Raw genomic sequence first — 21,854 nt, 5'->3', positions numbered from 1 at the left:
AGGCAGAGGTCTGACCTCATTGCGCCACATCTTAACAATCCAATCACAAGTTTCATACAGCTGATTGAAACTAAATTAAGCGCGGCAAGGCCCCTTTGCTCGCCCTTGGGAAGCAACTGGAGTATAAAAAGATCAACTTCCATAAAAACAACGGGTTTATCGCATGGCAGCGGCCGAGTTCAGAGCACTTAGGGACTATCTTGGCAGTCAGATCCTGGGGCAGGAGGAGCTAATAGAAGGGCTCCTGATTGCCCTGTTATGTGAAGGACATGTGTTAATCGAAGGGGCCCCCGGGCTGGCCAAAACCCGCGCCGTCAAGGCACTCGCTGGCGCCGTCGAAGGGCGCTTTGCCCGGATCCAGTTCACCCCCGATCTGCTTCCCGCCGATCTCACCGGCAGCGAGGTGTTTCACCCGCAGGATGCCAGCTTTGTATTCCAACCCGGCCCCCTGTTCAACCATCTGGTGCTGGCGGACGAGATCAACCGGGCGCCGGCCAAGGTGCAATCAGCGCTACTTGAAGCCATGGCCGAACACCAGATCACCGTAGGCAAAAAGAGCTGGCGACTGCCGCCTCTCTTTATGGTCGCCGCCACCCAGAACCCCATCGAGCAGGAGGGTACCTATCCCCTGCCGGAAGCCCAGCTAGACCGCTTTTTGCTCAAGCTGATGGTGGATTACCCGAGCCCCACCATGGAGCTCGCCATCTTGCAGCTCAACGCCAGCGGCGAACAGCTTGACGCGGCACCAGTGACTCTGAGCCAGACCACCTTGCAAGGTGCTCGCAGCGAAGTGCTGGCGGTTACCATGCAAAGCAGACTGGAGCACTATCTGGTGGAGCTGGTCTGCGCCACCCGCCCGGGTAGTGGCCTTTGCCCTGCCCTTGAGCCACTGATTGCCGTAGGGGCCAGCCCCCGCGCCACACTTGGGCTGGCTCGCTCCGCCCGCGCCCGAGCCTGGCTTGCCGGACGTGATTATGTGCTGCCGGAAGATATTCAGCTGCAAGCCTATCCGGTGCTGCGCCACCGCCTTATACCCAGCTATCAGGCACTGGCCGACAATCTGGATAACGATATCCTGATCGCCCAACTGCTGGATCAGGTGCCATGCCCCTAGAACCCGGTCTGCATCCCGATATCACCCTGTCGCTGCCACGGCTGCTCAATATCCGGCTCTGGGCCAAGGCCAGGAAGCCACCTCACGCTGGCAGAAGCAGCAGCGAACGCGGCAAACCGGGCCGATCTCCCGGACTCACGTTTCGAGAGCTGCGCGCCTATCAGGCTGGTGACGAGGTACGCCATATCGACTGGCGAGTGACCGCACGCCTCGGTCGTCCCTATACCCGCCTCTATAGCGAGGAGCTGGATCAGGCGCACTGGCTACTGCTCGATCTCTCTCCCGCCATGTATTTCGGCTCCACACTGCAGCTCAAGGCGCGCCTCGCCTGCGAGCTGGCGGCAGCCTTGATCTGGCAAGGGGAGAAGCAGCACAACACCCTGATCTGCCACGGGCTTATCTCCCATCACCAGAGCCAGCGCGGCAGCGTGCTGCCCCTGCTCGAATCCCTCTGCCATCACTATCAGCAAGGGCTGGCCCGCCGGGCGCTTTCTCACTCTCTGGCCGACACCTTGTCCGGCGTGAAGCTGCCTCACGGTGCCAAGCTGACGATCATCACCGATCACAGACCCTGCGAGTCGGTGCTCTGTCAGCAATTGCAGCTGCTCTCGCGGCGCCATGATATTCACTATTGGCAGATCCGCGATCCCCTTGAGGCAGCCCTTCCCCCTGACGGCCAGCTGCCAGTGGCTATCGATCGGCCAGGGCAGCACTATCAGGGCTGGCTGGATGGGGGCCATGCCGGTTTCTCCCGCCGCTACCGGCAAGCTGCCGAACAGCAACTGGCCCACGGCAAGCAGTTGCTGTTGCCATTGGTGCAGCGCCTCTATCTGCTCGATAACAACCAGACGCTGCAACAGCAGTGGCAGGAGGGGTTATGTCATCAGGGATGATCTCCCCCGCCGAACTCGACAGCGCCAGTCCAGCCTCCGAGGCCATCACTCCGCCGCTGGCCGCCCTGATGCGCGACATCCACCCGGGGCCAGATCTGATTGAACAGAGTCTTGATCCCAGAGTGCAGGCGCTACTGTGGCTATTGATCACAGCGTTATTGCTGCTGCTGACCGTCCTGATTGCCAAGAGGGTGATACGTTACCGCCGCTGGTGTCGTCAGCTGGAGGGAGATCCGGCACTGCTGGTGGCACGCATACAGGAGGCCCTGCGTCATGAAGCATTGCAACGCTGGCCCGAGGCGCGCCAGCTTCAGGGAGAGGCGTGGCTCGCCTTCGTTGATCGTCACGGTGGCAGCGATTTTAGCCAGTTCACCCCTCACTGGAGCCGTTGGCTCTATGGCAGCCAGAACCCGACTCGCGAACAGAGCGAACAGCTTCGGCAACATTATCGCCGCTGGGGTCAAACCCTCTTCTTGCAACGCTCCCCCCGCTCTGGGCGTAAAGTCGCGCGGAGGCATCCATGATCCTGGCTTGGCCCTGGTTTGCGCTGGCGCTGGTACTGCCCTTGCTGGTGCGTTTCGGCTTGCCGCCCCTGCGCCGCGGTTATCTGGCTCATCCCGGGTTTGCGCTGCTGCGCCCTCAGGCCGGATTGCCGCTCTGGCGCTCCATGCTGCTCTGGTGCGCCCTTATCCTCGCCCTCTGCCGCCCCCAGTGGTGGGGGGAACCGGTGATCCAATATGAAGGGAGTCGGGATCTGCTGCTGGCAGTGGATCTGTCAGACAGCATGCGCACCCCTGACATGCTCGATAACGGCGAGCAGCAAGCGCGGCTGACGGCGGTGCGTCAGCAGATCAAAACGCTGATCGCCAAACGGGCCGGAGACAGGGTGGGCCTCATCGTCTTTGCCGATCACGCCTACCTGCTCTCTCCCCTCACTCAGGAGATCCCGGCGCTGTTGACCTTGAGCGACGAGCTCGATTTTGATCTGGTCGGTCGAACCACCGCCCTTGGCGAGGCGATCCAGCTGGCACGTCAGCATGGGGATCCGGGTCGCCCCACCGCCCTGCTGCTGGTCACAGATGGCCGCAATACCGCAGGCAGTGCCGACCCGCTGCAGGAGGCCAAACTCGCCGCAGCGCAGGGAATACGGATCTACACGCTGGGGGTCGGGGCCGATCCCGATACCTTTATCCAACCCTATGATGAGGCAGGCAGCGGTCAGGCCGATCCCAGCAGCGAACTGGACGAACCGCTCCTGAAAGAGCTGGCAAAAACAGGACAGGGGCGCTATTTCAGGGCGCGAACCCAAAGCGATCTCGATGCCATCAATGCGACCCTCAATACCCTTGAACCTGCCCCCATGCCGATTGCCCAGTACCAGCCGGTGATCGAGCTCTACCCCTGGCCGTTGGCAATGCTTTATGGCTTGCTGCTTCTGCCATCAGGGCACGGCAGGCTGGAGTTTCGCATGGTGCCTAGCTGGCTGACACGAGGCGCGCGCAGATGGAGCTGATCTTGCTCCGCCCCCTGTGGCTGATCGCACTCATCCCCTGGCTCTGGCAAGGGTGGCACCGTCGTCGCCAGCCCCCGCTGCTCGCACCTGCGATGCAGGCTTATCTGCTGCCAGCATCCCGTCCTCAACGTCCCTGGCTCTGGCTGGCAACCCTGCCCGTGATTTTGGCCCTGAGTGGACCGGCACTGCGCGGTGAGCTGCAACAGCAGCCTGCAGCACCGCTAGATATCTGGCTACTGGACTTGTCACGCTCGATGACCGCCACCGATCTCAAACCGGATCGGGCAACCCGGGTCAGATGGCAATTACAGCAGCTGCTGAGCCGCGCCAAGGGCGAGCGCATTGCGCTGATCCTCTACGCAGGCGACGCCTACCTCGCCATGCCGCCAACCCGGGATCATCAGGCCCTTTCGCTGCTGCTGCCCGACTTGCGCCCCGATATCATGCCGCTGCAGGGCAGCAACCCGGCACGGGCGGTGGAACTTGCCATGAAGCAGCTGGCCCCTGGAGAACAAGCCCGTCTGCTGTTGATCACCGACGACCTCACCCGGAATCAGATGACCCAAATCGCCGCTCTGTGGCCCTGCCAGCAACGCCTTTTCTGCCGCGACACCCAGTCGGCCCGCCTCGATATTCTGCTTGCCAGCAGCGGTCAACCGGCCCCCATGCCCGCCATTCCGGCCAGTGAGTTGGGGTTTGCCACCCGCATGCCTGCACAGTTGCCCGCCCCCGATAGTCAGGCCATTGCCGCTCTGGCCAATCGCCTCGGCGGTGAGCTGCAGTGGCTTGGCAGCGACATCCCTCGCTTTGCGCCGCTGCCCACGACTACCTCGGCCCTCACCCCGGCACCACTGGATCTTGGCCCCTGGTTGCTGATCCCCTTGTTACCGCTCGCCTTGCTGGCCAGAGTCGGCGCCCGGTTGATGATGGCGCTGATGGTGGGAGCTCAGCTGCTTGTGCCGCAAGATCTGCAAGCAGCAGAGAGAGGGGACCTGCAAGCGATGCAGGCTTATCAAGAGGGGGATTTTCAGCAGGCTGCCCGCACCTTCAACGATCCAGTCTGGCGCGGCAACGCCTGGTATCGGGCTGGTGCCTACCGGCAAGCCATCGCAGCCTATCAGGAAGTGGCGAGCGCCACCGCCCACTACAACCGCGGCAATGCCCTGCTACAACTGGGAGAGTTTGCCGCAGCCAAAGAGGCCTATCTGGCCGCTCTGGCACTGGAGCCCGGCCATGAAGATGCGCTCTATAACCTCTCTCTGTTACAGGGCGCAGCGGCGGCTGCTCCCGATACCAGCAACAGCAAGCAGCCCAAGCCATCGGCTGAACAGCAGGCAGCAGCAATGCCCCTGCCACCCTCTCCCCCTGTGTTGCTGCTGGAACAGCGATTGCGTAAAGAGGCGCTGCGCCGGGATCTTATCAAGGTGGAGGAGCCCTGGTGACGCGGGCAGGATGGGGGCTGTTGCTCGCACTCGCGAGTCCACTTTGCTGGGCCTTGCCCCCCCGGGCAGAGCTGCTGCCGGGGGCTGACCCCAGCGATTGGCTGCTGATCATCGAAGCGGATGGCGAGCGCCAGAGCAGCGAGCTTGAGCTCACCCCCTTACTGCGCCAGTTTGCGGTGGGCAGAGTGACCATAAGCCGGGTCACCACCCCGGTACAACAACTGACTCGCTGGCAGATCCCGCTGCACCAGAGCGGTTCACCTGCAAATACCGAGATGGTGATTGCCCCGCTCAAGCTGGGAAATGAGTTTACCCCCTCGCTCACCCTGCCATTGAGAGAGGTGAAAACAGCGGCACTGCCGCAACCCGCAGCCCCCTCGCCCCTCGAGATGCAGGCCAGCCTTGAACATCAGGGCCCGCTCTATCCCGGCCAGCCGGTGATCTACCGGCTGACACTGTGGCTGCCCACCAGTATGCAAAACCCGGCGCTAAGCGAGCTCAGCTCTGCCCACTTCACCATCCGTCGCCTCGGTAGCGACGAGTGGATCGCCCCCGCTCAGGCAGGTCTGCCCGGCAGGCTCACCCGCAGCTGGCTCGTTCAGGCAAAAGCGCCGGGACTCTGGCACCTCGACTCACCCCGCTTGCAGGGGCAGCTCACGCAGCAAGGGAGCAAGCCGCAAAAACTCTCGGCCCGCGCGGCACCACTCGAGGTTCGGGTCGACAAAGCCCCCGCCACGCCAGTGGCCACCCGGCTGACCCTGAGTCAACGGCTTGAACCGGCCTCCACGGGGGAAGTGGGTGAACCACTGATCCGGATCCTCACCCTGACCATGGAGAATGGTGACAGCGGCCAGATACAGCTTGCCCCCCTGATGGCCCATCAACTGCCAAACGGCATACAGGCACATCCCGATGGCGAGCAACAGCAGGAGCGTTACCGAGATGGCAAGCTGCTGTTTGAGCGACAGTGGCGCCAGACTCTGGTCGCGGAGCAGAGCGGCGACTACCAGCTGCCCCCCATTGATCTGCCCTGGTTTAATACCCAAAGTGGCCGGATTGAGCAGGCCAGCCTCCCTGCCATCACGCTGGCGTTTCAGGCAACGACAAATCGGCAACCTGATCAGCAGACATCGCAGGTGGCACTGCGAGAGAGCCTTTGGTGGGTCGTGCTGGCCATAACGCTGCGTGCGCTATGGCGCCACTGGCCCCGCTGGCGCGCCTTCTATCAACTACAACGTGCCCTTGCCCAACACCAGCCGGATGCCAGTCGCAAGGCGCTGATCAAGTGGGCGACCTTGCGCTGGCAGGTCTCCTATTATCAATTAGGCCAGTTGCCCGACGCTGGGCATAATCGGCTCGGCAACGGGCTCGCCGCACTCGAGCGAGCCTGTTTTGCACGGCCCTCTTCTGGCCCGCCCATCGAGTGGCGCGCTCTGGCGCGTACCCTCAGGGCTGATGAAATGGCCGGTATTGCGTACCTGATTTACCTGCTGGCGCACGGGAGTTCCCGCTCCCACCGCCACGCCCCCTGACAAGGATTGCCCTATGGCACTGCTGTTTTTTAGAAAAAAACGTGCTCAGCAGCATATTGGTGGAAATGATCCGGCCACTTCGCCGGTCTCTGATCCCATGGCTGACAAACAAACCAAATTTGAAGCACTGGTTCATGCGCTGCATGGCGATCTCTACCGGTATGCCTACTGGCTGACCCGGGATCCCAACGTGGCGGAAGATCTGGTGCAAGAGACCTTCCTGCGTGCCTGGAAGGCTATCGACACCCTGCAGGATGACAAGGCGGCCAAAGGGTGGCTGATCACCATCCTCAGACGGGAGAACGCCCGCCGCTTTGAACGTAAACAGCTGGAGCTGGTGGATCTCAACGATCACCCTCAACCCCAGCACGATGCGCTGCACAGCGAGCAGGAGATGGAGAACGAGTGGTTGCACCGTCACATCGCCCGGTTGCCCGAGGAGTACCAGGAGCCACTGCTGCTGCAAGTCGTGGGAGGATTCAGTGGCGAGGAGATTGCCGAGATGCTCGGCCTCAACAAAAACACCGTCATGACCCGCCTGTTTCGCGCCCGCAACCAGATCAAGGAGGCGATGGAGCAGAAGAACCAAGCAAGAGGACACGGACATGGATGAACTCGAATTTCGCCGCAACGCCATGATCCAGCCCAACGATCAACAACCGGACTTTCTCAGAACCGCTGACGCCAGCCAGGCCAATCGGAACTATCTCGACGAGATGAAGCAGTTCGACAGAAGCCTCAAGCGCGCCATGCAGGTAGAGGTTCCCGCCGGACTGGCCGAACGGATCCTGCTCAGGCAAGCCATGCTGCAAGACAGTGACGCGCCAGATGATATGCCGCCATCCCGCCCCCTTGGCACGGCGCCAGTCAATCTCCGGACATCAACATCCTGGCGCCAGATCGCCCTGGCTGCATCGGTCGCCTTCCTGCTGGGAATGAGCACCCGCTGGATCACGCTGCCAGAAACGGCTCCTGCGGCTCTCTCCCTCGCACAAGTGGCGATGGCTCATGTCTATGGCGAAGAACCCTTTATTGAAGGTGTCGATGAGCAGGTCAATCTGCATAACATCAATGCCAAGATGGAGAAGTATGGCGCCACCTTAAGCGGGATGGATGGGCTCAAGGTGACCTATGTCAATCACTGCTCGTTCTATCAGGGGCCGGCCTTGCACATGGTGATCCAGGGAAAGATGGGGCCAGTCACCCTCTTTTTAGTGCCCAAACATGTTCCATTAACCCTGCAACAGGCCACCTTTGAAGATGGCACCCTCAAAGGGGAGATTGTCCAGCTCAAAGGCGCCAATATGGTACTGATTGGCGAGATGAAAGAGCCACTTGCCCCCGTTGCCAACGCCCTGCAGTCACGTCTGCAGTGGGACATTTAACATCGCCGGTTAACAACCTCAGAACCATCCTCAATAGCAGGCGGCGGTCACGAGCCGCTGCCTGTTCTCCCCCTGATTACTCCTCTTTGTCACTCATTTGCCTCAAGATTTCGAAAAATTGACAAAATTATTTTTGTGACGGAGATCGGCAATCCAGGTCAATAATCCATCTTTAGACCCTGAAAATGATGAATTAAACAGCAAGTTAAAACAAATGATTAACACATCGATCACTTTTATGTATTCTGCTGTCACTGGTCTGATTTCTTACCTCCTACCAGATCCATAGAATCACGCCAGAATTGATTGGGAAGAAGCTGAAATAAAAACGGATTTTGTCGAGGTTTGCATTGAACGTGCAGCCAATATCGGCAAAAAAATCTGCCTACAAGAGAGAACACCATGACGACAACTATTTTCAAGAAAAGCCTGATTGCCGCCACCATCGCGCTGGCCACCGGTCAAGTCCATGCCGCGGCATTCCAGTTGAACGAGCACTCGGCCTCCGGTCTGGGTCGCGCCTATGCCGGTGAAGCAGCTATCGCCGACAACGCCTCCGTTCTGGCCCGTAACCCGGCTGCCATGACTACCTTCGACAAGATGGCGGTTTCTGTGTCCGGTACCTACATCAAACCGGATGTGGATGTGGATGGCAAAATTGGAGGGGTTCTCCCAGCCAGCGAAAGTGGCATTGCGCCAGCGGCTTTCGTCCCAGCCTCTTACTTTATTCAACCACTGAATGACCAGTGGGCATGGGGTATCGGCCTATTTTCAAATTATGGCCTATCTACCGAATATTCTGAGACATTCAATGCGGGTTCAGCCGCTGGTAATACAGAACTGGTCACCTTCAATATCAACCCTAATATTGCATATCGTATCAACCAGCAGTTCAGTATTGGCGCAGGCATTAACGCTGTTTATGGTGCTGCTGAGCTCAACCGTTTCGCCGGCTACAACCTAAACGGGCTCCCGAAAGATACTAATGTTGCGCACCTTAAAGGTGACACATGGGGCTTCGGGTGGAACGTTGGTACACTCTATGAGGTCAACGAAAATCACCGTTTTGCTCTGACTTATCGCTCACAAGTGGATATGAGCTTTGATGGTGATTTTCAGGGAGCGACTGCCGGTGTAGCTGGCCTCCAAAATGGCAAGCCTGTATTTAAAACTGTAGACGGCAACCTAAAGCTGGATTTGCCAGCTCAGGCTGAATTTGCCGGATATCACCGTCTGAATCAGCAATTTGCCGTCCACTACTCAGTTAACTGGACTGACTGGAGTGCGTTTGAAGAACTGAAAGCAACCAGCAGTGGCTGTAAAGATGGCGCAATAGTTGGTCAATGCTTGCAAAAACCAGAGAATTTTAAAGACTCCCTCCGTTATTCCATCGGTGGCACTTGGTATATCAATCCAGCTTGGGAAGCACGTCTGGGCTTTGCCTATGACAATAGTCCGATCGAAGCTGAGTACCGTAGCCTGAGCATCCCCGACTCAGACCGGATCTGGTACAGCGCCGGTGCCACCTACCATATCAACACAGATATGAGTGTTGATTTTGGTATGGCTTATCTGGATGGCAAAGAGGTTGACGTCAATGAAGGCCTGCCGAAACATGACAGTACCACTCGCTGGCAAGGCACTTCCCACGGCAACGCCTTCTTGGCCTCTGCCCAGTTCAACATGAAGTTCTGATTATTGATAGAATGGAAAGAGCGCCGCCAGGCGCTCTTTTTTTATCCATAACTTAGATTTCAGCGCACACATGTAGCACACACGTGTTTATTTTTCTTTTCTAATCAAGCTATTAGAGTGCATCATCCCAGCATTTAATCTTGTTTTATCCTGATACTGGCCATTATCGTTGCCTTACTGGTCATACCATATAAAATCCTGCCTCCATTCATATGACCGATTGAACCTTCGGGTAACAGCAAGGATTTTGCCATGCATCCCATCATCAAACCGTCCGCCATCGCCCTGCTGGTGATCGCGGGTCAGACTCATGCCGCCGGGTTCCAGCTGGCTGAACAGTCCGCTACAGGCCTGGGACGCGCCTTTGCCGGTGAGGCCGCCATCGCGGATAACGCCAGTGTGCTCTCCCGCAATGCAGCAGCCATGACCCGCTTCGATCAGATGGCGCTCTCTGGCGGAGTCATCTATGTCAGTCCTGACGTCAATATTGAAGGTAACACCCGCTTGCCGACCAAAGCCGGTATCGTCACCTCCGATGCCAGTGCACACGATATCGCCGCCGCAGCCTGGGTACCCAACGCCTATCTCATCATTCCACTCAATGAGCAGTGGCGACTCGGCTTCTCGGCAACCTCTTACTACGGCCTTGGCGTCAAGATGCCGGATAACTACAGCGCAGGACACTTTGGCAATGTCTCCGATATCAAGACCATGGATCTGGGTACCTCACTCGCCTACCGCATCAATGAGATGTGGTCAATTGGTGCCGGGATCTCTGCTATTCAGGGCGAAGGCGAAGTCGGTGGCACCTTCCCTTCTCGCAACCTGATCGCAAAACATTTGCAAGGGGATGGCTGGGCATGGGGCTGGAATGTAGGCACCTTGCTGGAGTTGTCCGAACAAACCCGAATTGGCCTCTCCTACCGTCACGATGTAACTTTGACCCTCTCGGGAGATGCTATCGTGGGCCGACCCAATGCAGATGGCTCCGTTACCGAGATCAGAGATACCGGCAGTCTGGATCTGCCATTACCCGCCACCGCAGAACTGGCTGCATTCCATCAGCTGACTGACAAGCTGGCTCTCCACGGCAGCCTGAACTGGACCAACTGGAGCAAATTCGTTCAGTTGGAAGCTGATCTCAACAATTTGCAGAACATGCACATCAAGGATGAGCACTGGGAAGATAGCTGGCGCTACGCCATCGGTATGACCTATCAGGTCACTCCCAAATGGCAACTGCGCTCCGGTGTGGCCTATGACGCCAGCCCGGTGCCAGCCGATCGTCGTACCATCTCCATCCCGGATGCCGATCGCCTCTGGTACAGCCTAGGAATGGGGTATCAGTTCACGCCCAACCTGACCCTGGATCTGGGGCTGACCCTGATCGATGGCAAAAAGGTGGATGTCACTGAAAAAATGGAGCTGCAACCGGGTAATCCGTTGACGACCTCCACCTTCCAGGGCACTTCCGAAGGAGATGCCTGGCTGGCTGGTGCACAATTGAGCTATCTCTTCTAAATTCCTTCCCTGCAAAAAACGCTATGCCAATTATTGCCTTACCCAATAAGGTGAACACTGGCATAGTGTTCTGCAACACCATAAAATCAACCCAGTACCTTTACTGGAGCAAGGCATGTATTCCTACGTAGCAAGACAGCCGATCCTCGACAGAGACCTCAAAACTCATGCCTATGAGCTGCTCTTTCGCGATAGTCTGAATAATGTCTTCCCGAGCATCTCCTCCCAACAGGCGACATCACGCCTGGTGGTCGAACAGTTCCTGCAACAAAATATCGATCAGCTCTTGGGCGGCCGCCCCTGCTTTATCAACTTCCCCCACTCACTGCTGCTGGAGGGATTGGCAGAGTGCCTGCCGCCCGAAAAAGTGGTGATTGAGATCCTGGAAGATTCCCCACCGGATGATGCCCTGCTGGAAAAGGTGAAACAGCTGCACAAGCTGGGATATCAACTGGCACTCGATGACTTCACCATGTCACCGGATTGGGAGCGCTTCCTCCCCTTTATCCACATCATCAAGTTTGATCTTCGTGCCACCCCCCTGATGCAGATCAAAGTGTTTATCCAGCGGCATCAGACGCTGGGGCTCACCTATCTGGCGGAAAAAGTAGAGGACAAGGCGGAGTTCGAGCGGGTCAAACAGCTGGGGATCCAGCTGTTCCAGGGCTTTTTCTTCAGCAGACCCGAGATGGTCAAGCAAGCCACCATGGAGCCAGCGCAAGTCGTGGTGATGCAGTTGCTCAACGTGGTCAACGAGGCAGAGCCTGATATCAACAAGATTGAGCAGCTACTCGGTCAGGATATCTCCCTCTCTCTCAAGCTGCTGCGCTATGTCAACCATCTCAAGGGCCACACCAACCCTATTTCGTCATTTCGCCAGGCTGCTATCTATCTTGGCAACACTCAGCTAAAGCGCTTTGTGTCGCTGGTAGCCGCGACCAGCGCCGGCAAGGGCAAGAGCGCCGAACTCTACCAGATGTCGATGATCCGTGCCCGATTCTGTGAACTGCTGGCCCACGCCCACGCTCCGAGCCAGCAGGCACAACAGGCCTTTATCACCGGTCTCTTCTCCCTGCTGGATGTACTGATGGAGCAGCCGATGGACAAGCTGCTCGGCACTATCCCTCTCATCGACGATATTCGGCTGGCGCTGCTGGAGCGCAAAGGCAATCTGGGTTTCTACCTCGCGTTTTGTGAAGATTACGAAAGCGCCAACTGGTCACGGGTAACGGCCAGAACAGCCCGCCTGGGGCTGAGCGAGGATAAGGTGAGTCACCTCTATCTGGCCGCCACCACCTGGGTCACGGAACAACTGCTGGCGATGGAAGCCACCAATTAATTCGTTTCGTCATTCACTTCGACCGCGATAGCGGTCGCCTCCCCGCCCCCGATACAGAGCGCTGCCACGCCTCGCCGCAAACCCCGTTGCCGCAGCGCGGCAATCAGCGTCACCAGAATGCGTGCGCCACTCGCCCCCAACGGATGACCGAGTGCACAGGCTCCTCCATGCACATTGACCTTGTGATGAGGGATGCCGACCCCGCTCATGGCCAGCATGGTGACCATGGCGAAGGCCTCGTTGATCTCAAAGAGATCCACCTCTTCCACCGACCATGCCAGACTCGCCAGCAAGCGTGAAATGGCGCCTATGGGCGCAGAGGTAAATTCGGCGGGCAATGCCGCGTGGCTCTGATAACCGACGATCCGTGCCAGCACTGGTACCTGCCAGGCTTGCGCCGTGGCGCCATCCATCAATATCAGCGCCGCTGCACCGTCCGAGATGGAGCTCGAATTGGCCGCCGTAATAGTGCCTTCCTTGCCAAACGCAGGCTTCAGGGTCGGGATCTTCTCCGGTCTGCCCTTGCCGGGCTGCTCGTCTTCGGCCAGCAACAAGCGATCACCGCGATAGACACTTGCCAGCTCGGATGCAAACGCGCCGGCTTGCTGCGCATCGCGCGCACGCTGCAACGACGCAAGAGCAAACTCATCCATGGCACTGCGGGTCAAACCGGCCAGATCGGCGCTGCGCTGGGCATGTATCCCCATCAGCTGGCCATCATAGGCATCTTGCAAACCGTCGAGGAATAGGTGGTCCAGCACCTTTTGATGCCCCATCCGAAAGCCGCTGCGGGCATTATCCAGCAGATAGGGGGCACGGCTCATACTCTCCATCCCCCCCACGACCACTACCCTGTTGTCACCAAGGCGAATGGTATCCGCAGCCAGCATCACTGCTTTCATGCCGGATCCGCACACCTTGTTGACCGTGGTAGCAGGCACACTATCTGGCAACCCTGCTTTCAACAACGCCTGCCGGGCTGGCGCTTGCCCCACGCCCGCCGTCAGCACATTGCCCATAAACACTTCATCGACCTGCTCCGGACGCAGCCCACTTTGCTGCAGTGCCGCCTCGATGGCACAGGCTCCCAACTCAGGCGCAGTTACCTCTGCCAATGCCCCCTGAAACGCCCCCATCGGAGTCCGTTTTGCCGCCACAATCGCAATATCCATTTGCCTACCTCTGTTTGTTACATGGCCATAACATAGGGGTTCTGACACGATGGAACAAGAGTTGCAGTGCAGTTTACGTTTAGGTAAGGTGCAGACAGGATTTAGTTCGCCAAGAAGTCTGTATGAACAACAAGGATGAAGGACGGCGCTTCAGCATCAGTGAGCTGGCCCGGGAATTTGATATTACGACGCGCAGTATCCGTTTCTACGAGGATCAGGGGTTGCTCAATCCCGCCCGAGAGGGACAAACCCGCATTTACAGCAAGCAGGATCGGGTTCGCCTCAAGCTCACTCTGCGCGGCAAGCGGCTCGGGTTCAGCCTCGCCGAGATCCGCGAGCTGTTTGATCTCTATGATGCCGACAAGAGCAGCCGCACCCAGTTACAGACCATGCTGGGACTGGTTGAGGAGAAACGGGAGACACTGCAACAGCAGATGGAAGATATCAGGATGGTACTGCTGGAGCTTGATGCCGCCGAGCAGCGTTGCCAACAGGCCCTTAGCCAGCTGGGATAACCGCCTTGCTGGCTTATCAGGCAAGTCCCTTCAGCCTGCTCACAAGATGCCAGATAGCAAAAAGCCACTCCTGAGAGTGGCTTTTCTTCAACCTGACGGTTCGCTATTAAACGCGAACGAAGTCCAGGTGGATCAGCTTGTAACGTACCGGGTGACGCTGGATAGCTTTCACTTTTACGTTAACTTCTTCACCGTTGATAACCAGAGTCAGTACAGACTCATAGAATTCCGGCTTCTCTTGAGCCAGGATCATTTTCTTGTGGTCAACAGTGATGGACAGGGCTTCTTTGCCTGCACCGTAAACGATGGCAGGAACTTGGTCAGCTTGACGCAGGCGGCGGCTCGCACCTTTCCCCAGGTCAGAACGGACTTCAGCTTGGAATACGAAAGACATAGTATGTATCTCTTTTGGATGAATTTATGGTGCTAACTGCGACCGGTCAGCACCTCGCAAAACGAGCGCGAATACTACCACGGGCCAAATTCGGATACAAGGTACCGACTCTGCATTTAGCGCCCCTGCTCCAACCGGGCGAACTGCTGCTGACGCTGGGCCGGGCTCAGGGCATCAAACCGCGCCAGGGTCTCGGCGCGCGGGCAGTAGAGAGCCTCCCCCGTTCTGACTCGAATGCTCTTGCCAAGCCGCTGCTGGTTCTCTGCCACCAGCGCCAGCAAATAGCTGTAAGTATCGGCTCCCCGGGCACTGGATAACTGATTCGCTATACGCCACAGGGTCTCCCCTGCTGCGACCTGATGACACACAGTTTGTGAACCGCCGGCTGCGGGAGCCGTGAGGGTAAGCATGACGTCACTGCCTGCGGATAAGCTAGCCGTGTGGCTGGCGAGCGCTATATCGGCGCTCACTACTCCCTCATATCCTTGGGCACCACTCATCCCCGCTGTGCGAAAGGTCACCCCCAGCTGAGCGAGCAGAGGTTCGCTCTCGTCGGGGTCGCTGGGCATATCAACACCACCGAACGCGTCTTGGGGTGTGCGGAACTCGGCAATAAAGGGCGCGACAGGTTGCGCGTGATAAGCAGGGGACCCACTCCCCTGCTGCACGATTGCACCAGCCGCAACAGCCTGCCCGGGGACAACCCCGTAAGCCATCTCGTCGATGCGCCGCAGCCTTGCCAGATAGGTTTTGGAGAGCTGCGCCTCCCCCTCGAACAGATCGAAGGGGGGCACCAATCGGGCGGGAAAGAGGATCTGCCAGCGACCGTGCTTTTGCTTTTGGGCCAGCGGCGGAAACTGATTGCCACGCCAGGCCACAAACATCGCAGGCGGCATGCGCGCCAGCGGGTAATATTCCGGGTTCAACTGCACCCAGGTTTGTTCCGCGATGGGTTGATAACCGCTGATCACCACCTGCGCCACACTCAACCAGATCCCCAGCATCCTTGCCTCCCTGATTTGCGGTTTGAAAGGGCTACCTGACCGGCAACCCCTTCTCATCACCCGCTATCATGCTGTTAAAACAGTTAGATAGCAGCTTAGCACTGAGCGATGGCGTTAAGCACCCGTTTATCGGAGACCGGATAAGGGGTCCCCAGATTCTGAGCAAAGAACGACACCCGCAGCTCCTCAATCATCCAGCGGATATTGACCACCTCGGTGGGAATAAGCTGGGATTTGGGGATCTTGGCCAGCAGCGCCTTGTACTCCGACTCCACGCTGTGCACCTTGAGCATGTAGACCCGATCCCGGTTGGGATCGATAGCCAGCTTCTCCAGGCGGCGCTCGATGGCGCGCAGATAGCGCAGCAAATCAGGCAACCGCTGCCAGCCGGTCTCGGTGACAAAACCTTTGTGAATAAGGTTGCCGAGCTGCTGCTGGATATCCGACATGGCAAAGGCGGTGTCGAGCTGCATCTTCCCCTTGAGCCGCTTCTTGATCTCATGGGACAGCGTCAGCACGGCTTCCACCTGCTTGGCCACCTCCACCACCGCATCGTTGAGCTCGGCACGGACAAACTCCTTGAGCGCCTCGAAACCGGCCTCGTCCCAAGCCAGCCCGCCATGCTGCTCGATCAGCTTGTCGCAGCCACAGGCGATACAGTCATCAATCAGCTCCGCCACCTTGCCAAACGGGTTGAAATAGAGCCCGAGCTTGGCCTTGTTGGGCAGCTTCTCCTGCAGATACTTGATGGGGGATGGCACGTTGAGCAGCACCAGCCGGCGCTGACCGGCCCACATCAGCTGCTGCTGCACCACAGGGCTCTCCACCAGCTGAATGGCGACCGAATCCTTCTCGTCTACCAACGCCGGATAGGCTTTCACCTCGAAGCCGCCGCGCTTCTGGCTGTACTCCTGGGGCAGCTCGCCAAAGCTCCACAGAGTGAGACCGGACTGCTCGATATCATCGTCCGCCACTTGCGACAGGGTCTCCTGCACCTTGCCACGCAGCGACTCTTTCAAGGCTTCCAGATCTTTCCCTTCAGCCACCTTCTTGTGCTTGTCGTCCACCACCCGGAAGGTGAGTTTCAGGTGATCGGGCACCGCATTCCAGTCCCAGGATTCGCGAGGTACGGTGACGCCGGTCATGCGGCGCAGTTGGCGCTCCATCTCGTCCAGCAGCGGTCCCTGCTCGGGATTGATACTGGCGAGCAGCGCATCGGCATAGTTGGGGGCCGGTACGAAGTTCTTGCGCATCGGCTTGGGCATCGACTTGATAAGGGCCACCAACAGCTCGTGGCGCAGCCCGGGGATCAGCCACTCAAACCCCTTCACCTCCACCTGATTCAGGAGCGGCAGCGGGATATGCAGGGTCACGCCATCGGCGGCCTCCCCCGGCTCGAACTGATAGGTCAACTTGAGCTTGAGGCGCCCCTGCTGCCAGAAGTTGGGGTAGTCGAGATCGCTGATGTGGGCGGCGTCCCCCTTCATCAGCATCTCTTTTTCGAAGTTGAGCAGCTCGGGATCCCGCTTTTGCGCCTCTTTCCACCACTTGTCGAAGTGGCGGGCGGAGATCACCTCCTCCGGCAAACGGGCATCGTAGAAGCGGAACAAGTCCTCGTCATCCACCAGGATGTCGCGCCGACGGGACTTGTGCTCCAGCGCCTCCACCTCGGCCAGGAGCTTGCGGTTATCGCTGAAGAAGCGGTGACGGGTCTCGAAATCCCCCTCCACCAAGGCGCGGCGGATAAAGAGCTCGCGGCACAGCGCCGGATCGATACGGCTGAAGTTGATGGTGCGCTCGTTGACCAGAGTCAGACCATAGAGGGTCACCTTCTCCTTGGCCATTACAGCGCCGTTTTTCTTCGACCAATGTGGGTCGCTGTGGTGCAGCTTGATGAGGTGGCCTGCCAGCGGCTCCACCCACTCGGGCTCAATCTTGGCATTGATGCGAGCGTAGAGGCGCGAGGTCTCCACCAATTCTGCGGCCATCACCCACTTGGGCGGCTTCTTGAACAGACCCGAGGCCGGGAAGAGGTGGAAGCGGCCGTTGCGGGCGCCAAGGAACTCGGGCTTTTCCAGATCCTTGTTGCCGATGTGGCTCAAGAGGCCGGTCAGCAGGGCACAGTGCACCGTCTTGAAATCCGCCGGTTCATGGTTGGCTTTAAAACCCAGCTCCTTGACCGTCTGACGCAGCTGGAAGTGAATGTCCTCCCATTCACGCACCCGCAGGTAGGAGAGAAACTCCTTCTGGCACATGCGGCGGAACGGGTTGCTGCCAAGGGCATCCTGCTGCTCTTTCAGGTAATTCCACAGATTGACGAAGGCAAGGAAATCGGAATCCTTGTCCTCAAAGCGCCTGTGCTGCTCGTCGGCGGCCTGCTTCTTCTCCATGGGCCGCTCGCGGGGATCCTGAATGCTGAGGGCCGCGGTGATCACCATCACCTCGCTCAGACAGCCAGTTTGCGCTGCGCTGATCACCATCTTCGCCAGACGCGGATCAAGTGGGATGCGCGAGAGCTGGCGACCGATCTCGGTCAGTTGCAGTTTGGCCTCGCGATCGCCGGTGGCGGGAAGCTCGCGCACCGCCTCCAGCTCTTTCAAGAGAGTCAGGCCGTCCTTGATATGGCGCGACTCTGGTGGCTCGACGAAGGGGAAAGCCTCCATGTTGCCAAGGCCGAGCGCCAGCATCTGCAGGATGACGGAGGCCAGGTTGGTACGCAGGATCTCGGGGTCTGTAAAGGCGGGACGGCTATTGAAATCCTCCTCCGAGTAGAGGCGGATACAGATGCCGTCCGCCACCCGACCGCAACGCCCTTTGCGCTGGTTGGCGCTGGCTTGGGAGACCGGCTCGATGGGTAGGCGCTGCACCTTGGTACGCCAGGAGTAGCGGCTGATGCGGGCGGTGCCCGGATCGATAACGTAGCGAATGCCTGGCACCGTCAGCGAGGTCTCCGCCACGTTGGTAGCGAGCACGATGCGCCGTCCGGCATGTTGCTGGAACACCTTGTTCTGCTCGGCGTTGGAAAGACGGGCATAGAGCGGCAGCACCTCGGTATCGCGCAGGTTGAGTTTGCGCAGGGCATCGGCGGTATCGCGGATCTCCCGCTCGCCGTTCATGAAGATAAGGATGTCCCCGAGCCCTTCGCGGGCCAGCTCTTCCACCGCATCGAAGATCCCCTGCAGCTCGTCACGCTCTTCCAGTCCTTCACTTTTATCACTGGTGAGCGGGCGGTAGCGCACCTCCACCGGGTAAGTGCGGCCGGAGACCTCAATCACCGGCGCCTTGTTGAAATGGCGAGAGAAACGCTGCGGATCGATAGTGGCCGAGGTGATGATCACCTTGAGGTCCGGGCGCCGTGGCAGCAGCTGCTTGAGATAACCCAGAATGAAGTCGATGTTGAGGCTACGCTCGTGGGCCTCATCGATGATGATGGTGTCGTACTGGGTCAGCATCCGGTCATTCTGGATCTCCGCCAGCAAAATACCGTCAGTCATCAGCTTGATGTGGGTCTGCTCGCTCACCTGATCGGTAAAGCGCACCTTGTAACCCACGTAGTGACCGAGTTCGGACTCCATCTCCTCGGCAATACGGGCCGCGACGGTGCGGGCTGCCAGACGGCGCGGCTGGGTGTGGCCGATAAAGCCCTTCACCCCGCGCCCCAGCGCCAGACAAATCTTGGGGAGCTGGGTGGTTTTACCCGAGCCTGTTTCCCCTGCAATGATCACCACTTGATGTTCTTGAATGGCCTTGGCGATCTCAGCCTGCTTCTGGCTGACCGGCAGGTTGTCCGGATAAGTCACCTTGGGTACTCCGGCCAGACGGGTTTGATAGCGCCCTTGCGCGGCATCCAGATCAGCGGCGATGGTCTCCAGCACGGCGGCCTGTTTGCCTTCAGGCAACTTTTTGACCCCGTGCAAACGGCTGGAGAGACGGCGGGCGTCGAGGTTCATGCAGGCAGAGAGACGGCGGCGCAGCGCCTCGATAGAGAGAGACAAGGTACGAATTCCTTAAATAGGTGCCCAGAGGGGCCATATCGATAAGCTGGGAGCGATCCTAAAGAGCGAGCGGGGGCGGTGCAAGCCTTAACGTAGCGTTATACATGGGAAGACTGAGAGATTGGCCGCTCCTCAAACATGACAAAACAACCATTGTAAGATGGCATAATATGAATAAATGGCAGCATATGAAATAGCCAAGGCAAGCCGAAGCTTGCCTTGGGAGAGAGAAAAACAGGGTTAACCGTGGGAGTGATGGACAAAACAGGTGGTGAGCTGGGCGTGAATGGCCTGCATGACGTTGTGGCGATTGATGACACCGAGCAGACGCCCCTCCTCCACTACCGGATAGATTTTCGGCTTTTGCCCCATCATCATCTCCGCCAGGCTCAAAATGCTGGTATCGGGTCCCACCGACAACACCTCCTTGCGCATCACATCCTTGACCTGCGCCACCTGTTCGCAGTGATAGGCCTCCTTAAGCAGCACTGCGATGCAATCCTGCTCGGAGATCCAGCCAATCAGACGGCCCTGCCCATCCACCACTGGGCCACCGAGCTGATGACTGTTCAGAAATTTCTCGACCGCAGCTTGCACCATCATGTCGGCAGTGAAGGTGATGGGTCTGCTCTGCATATAATCCTTGGCTTTTAGCGATTCCATATCTGCTCCCCTACGGTAGTCCATCAAGCTGGCGTCTTGTGCGCCGGTACCGGCACCATGCTCGGCTTGTTCCAAGCATAGCTGGCTCGCGGCAGTATGAGTCAGCGGCCAGCCTCTCCCTCAATTGATGGCATGATCCGGCTCGCGATCCGGAATGGCTGCCATCATCATCTGCGGCAAGTGATCGGCCAGCACCGCCACCACAGCGGGATCGACCCGTCCCTGATCCGCCAGTTGCTGCATAAAGGTCAATGCGTCACGGGCAGGCAGGCCGCGCCGATAAGGTCTGTCCTGCACCATTGCCTGAAAAATATCAGCGACCCGCAGGATCCGCGCTTCAAGCGCCATGGCGGATGCCGGCAGGTGGAACGGATAGCCCTCCCCATCAGGCTCCTCATGGTGATAGGCCGCCCAACAGGCAATCTCCTCAAACCCTTCGATATGACGCAGGATCTGGTAAGTCTCGAAGCTGTGGGTATTGATGATGGCCCGCTCCTCTTTCGTCAGGCAGGCAGGCTTGTCGAGGATCTCGTCCGGCACCCTGAGCTTGCCCAGATCATGCAGCAAACCGGCGATCTCCAGCATGTCACAATGGATGGCACTGACTCCCATCTGCTCGGCCAATGCCCGAGACAACCTGCTCACACCGAGTGAATGCGTCATCGTGAATGGGCTTTTGGCGTCGACAATGCCGGAGAAGATCTGCGCCAGCGCTTTTAGCTCCCCGTTGAAGGTCAGGCAAGGCTCCCGCACCTGCAGCATCTCCAGCATGTAATCATTGATGGAGCGCGCTTCCAGCTGCAGCCAGAATGCCTCAGAGCGAGACGCCTTGAGGAAGGCATCTACCAGCTCGGGGGCAAAGAACTCCTCACGGAAATCCTGCAGGCGTGCGCGGATCTCGTTGGTATGCATCAACAATGAACCATCGCCATAGTAGGGCGCCGCCAACGCATCGCAGCGATCCACCAGAAAGATAAGGTTGGCCTGACGGGCTACATTGGGGTCCACATCAGCCATCTCGCGCAGCAGGTGCCAGTGGGTGTGGTGATAACGGATAGGCAGGGCCAGTGGGGCCAGCAAACGGAAATCCTTGAGCAGCTGATATCCCACCTCGCAGTGGCGCTGGGAGGACTCCCAATCGAACTCGCTGACCAGATAGTGATGGGTGATGGTCGAGGAGACACCGATATCATGCAGCACCCCCAGCTCGAACAGCAGACAGCGTTCGGCCTCACTCATCCCCAGCTCCCGGCTGCACTCGGCAGCCATAATCCCGACCCGTTTACCGTGGGCCACATCGCCAATGCCCACCAGATCCAGCGAGGCTGACAGGGCATACACCACCTGCCTTAGATCCACTTGCAACGAAAAGGGGGCTGTGCCCTGCGCTCTGTCCATGATCCGGGTCCCATGCGATGTTGTCGTATCAAACTGGCGCTGTTTTATGCTTCGCCTTCTATCAACTTAGTCAATAGCCGAGTCTTTTACTTTGTTTTGGTGATGCCTCCGAACGGTTGAGCTGGTATGATGGGTGCCTTTGAGACTCATAGCTTCATGGCATCCATCACCGTTCACTGCCCTCGCTGCAACTCTGACCACGTATATCGCCATGGGAAGACCCCTGCCAGCCATTTTCGCTATCGTTGCCCCGTCTGTCCGCACGTGTTTCAGCTCACC

General features: G+C 58.5%; 18 protein-coding genes and 1 pseudogene. 13 read left to right on the top strand and 6 right to left on the bottom strand.

The genetic code is table 11. The features are described 5' to 3' along the window. The first annotated feature begins 163 nt into the window (after positions 1-163). From L972_RS18785 to L972_RS18735, 11 genes are all read left to right on the top strand, one after another. Positions 164-1,114 carry an AAA family ATPase gene (locus L972_RS18785; protein ID WP_047440257.1) on the top strand — a complete coding sequence of 317 codons (951 nt, stop codon included), beginning with the start codon at positions 164-166 and terminating at the stop codon, positions 1,112-1,114. After that, positions 1,105-2,007 (top strand): DUF58 domain-containing protein, encoded by a 903-nt coding sequence (locus L972_RS18780; RefSeq protein WP_047440255.1) that lies wholly within the window; start codon positions 1,105-1,107, stop codon positions 2,005-2,007. Before L972_RS18785 ends, L972_RS18780 begins: the two co-directional genes overlap by 10 nt. Further along, entirely contained in the window at positions 1,992-2,531 is a 540-nt protein-coding gene (locus L972_RS18775; RefSeq protein WP_047440253.1) for a DUF4381 domain-containing protein, read from the top strand. Before L972_RS18780 ends, L972_RS18775 begins: the two co-directional genes overlap by 16 nt. Beyond that, positions 2,528-3,520, top strand: coding sequence for a VWA domain-containing protein (locus tag L972_RS18770; RefSeq protein WP_047440251.1), 993 nt, complete (start codon positions 2,528-2,530; stop codon positions 3,518-3,520). The genes L972_RS18775 and L972_RS18770 overlap by 4 nt, the downstream gene beginning before the upstream one ends. Further along, on the top strand, positions 3,511-4,962 hold the full coding sequence (locus L972_RS18765; RefSeq protein WP_047440249.1) for a VWA domain-containing protein: 1,452 nt from the start codon (positions 3,511-3,513) through the stop codon (positions 4,960-4,962). Before L972_RS18770 ends, L972_RS18765 begins: the two co-directional genes overlap by 10 nt. A gap of 20 nt (positions 4,963-4,982) precedes the next feature. After that, positions 4,983-6,494 carry a BatD family protein gene (locus L972_RS18760; protein ID WP_052200099.1) on the top strand — a complete coding sequence of 504 codons (1,512 nt, stop codon included), beginning with the start codon at positions 4,983-4,985 and terminating at the stop codon, positions 6,492-6,494. Between the two features lie 13 nt (positions 6,495-6,507). Further along, positions 6,508-7,107 carry a sigma-70 family RNA polymerase sigma factor gene (locus L972_RS18755; RefSeq protein ID WP_047440245.1) on the top strand — a complete coding sequence of 200 codons (600 nt, stop codon included), beginning with the start codon at positions 6,508-6,510 and terminating at the stop codon, positions 7,105-7,107. Beyond that, positions 7,100-7,879 (top strand): DUF3379 domain-containing protein, encoded by a 780-nt coding sequence (locus L972_RS18750; protein WP_047440243.1) that lies wholly within the window; start codon positions 7,100-7,102, stop codon positions 7,877-7,879. The genes L972_RS18755 and L972_RS18750 overlap by 8 nt, the downstream gene beginning before the upstream one ends. A 402-nt stretch (positions 7,880-8,281) precedes the next feature. Beyond that, positions 8,282-9,574 carry an outer membrane protein transport protein gene (locus tag L972_RS18745; protein WP_047440242.1) on the top strand — a complete coding sequence of 431 codons (1,293 nt, stop codon included), beginning with the start codon at positions 8,282-8,284 and terminating at the stop codon, positions 9,572-9,574. 252 nt (positions 9,575-9,826) lie between these two features. Next, on the top strand, positions 9,827-11,095 hold the full coding sequence (locus L972_RS18740; RefSeq protein ID WP_047440240.1) for an OmpP1/FadL family transporter: 1,269 nt from the start codon (positions 9,827-9,829) through the stop codon (positions 11,093-11,095). A 115-nt stretch (positions 11,096-11,210) separates the two neighbouring features. After that, on the top strand, positions 11,211-12,434 hold the full coding sequence (locus tag L972_RS18735) for an EAL and HDOD domain-containing protein (protein ID WP_005333249.1): 1,224 nt from the start codon (positions 11,211-11,213) through the stop codon (positions 12,432-12,434). Here L972_RS18735 and L972_RS18730 read toward each other — a convergent pair. Next, positions 12,431-13,606, bottom strand: coding sequence for a thiolase family protein (locus tag L972_RS18730; protein WP_047440238.1), 1,176 nt, complete (start codon positions 13,604-13,606; stop codon positions 12,431-12,433). The two genes, L972_RS18735 and L972_RS18730, sit on opposite strands and share 4 nt — an antisense overlap. A 122-nt stretch (positions 13,607-13,728) precedes the next feature. Here L972_RS18730 and L972_RS18725 point away from each other — a divergent pair, with 122 nt between their 5' ends. Next, complete coding sequence (locus tag L972_RS18725) at positions 13,729-14,121, top strand: MerR family transcriptional regulator (RefSeq protein ID WP_005360322.1); 393 nt, start codon at positions 13,729-13,731, stop codon at positions 14,119-14,121. A gap of 106 nt (positions 14,122-14,227) precedes the next feature. Here L972_RS18725 and rplY read toward each other — a convergent pair whose 3' ends face one another. The 5 genes from rplY to L972_RS18700 form a co-directional block, all read right to left on the bottom strand. Further along, a complete protein-coding gene (gene rplY, locus L972_RS18720; protein WP_005333252.1) occupies positions 14,228-14,515 on the bottom strand; it encodes a 50S ribosomal protein L25 in 288 nt (95 codons plus the stop codon). 116 nt (positions 14,516-14,631) lie between these two features. Next, complete coding sequence (locus L972_RS18715; RefSeq protein ID WP_047440236.1) at positions 14,632-15,519, bottom strand: hypothetical protein; 888 nt, start codon at positions 15,517-15,519, stop codon at positions 14,632-14,634. 95 nt (positions 15,520-15,614) lie between these two features. Next, complete coding sequence (gene hrpA / locus L972_RS18710; RefSeq protein WP_047440235.1) at positions 15,615-19,514, bottom strand: ATP-dependent RNA helicase HrpA; 3,900 nt, start codon at positions 19,512-19,514, stop codon at positions 15,615-15,617. Positions 19,515-19,754: 240 nt separating this feature from the next. After that, positions 19,755-20,177, bottom strand: a complete 423-nt coding sequence (locus L972_RS18705) for a CBS domain-containing protein (RefSeq protein WP_047440234.1) — start codon at positions 20,175-20,177, stop codon at positions 19,755-19,757. 120 nt (positions 20,178-20,297) lie between these two features. Then, positions 20,298-21,575, bottom strand: coding sequence for an HD-GYP domain-containing protein (locus tag L972_RS18700; RefSeq protein ID WP_047440232.1), 1,278 nt, complete (start codon positions 21,573-21,575; stop codon positions 20,298-20,300). Positions 21,576-21,708: 133 nt separating this feature from the next. On the opposite strand from L972_RS18700, the pseudogene L972_RS21140 reads away from it, so the two are divergent. Beyond that, a pseudogene (locus L972_RS21140) lies at positions 21,709-21,854 on the top strand (IS1/IS1595 family N-terminal zinc-binding domain-containing protein); the annotation flags it as partial.

The sequence above is a fragment of the Aeromonas sp. ZOR0001 genome, from assembly GCF_000801015.1.
GTDB lineage: Bacteria > Pseudomonadota > Gammaproteobacteria > Enterobacterales > Aeromonadaceae > Aeromonas > Aeromonas veronii.
The sequence above is the reverse complement of the archived record's forward strand: the minus strand, read 5'-3'. Positions and strand labels throughout refer to the sequence as shown.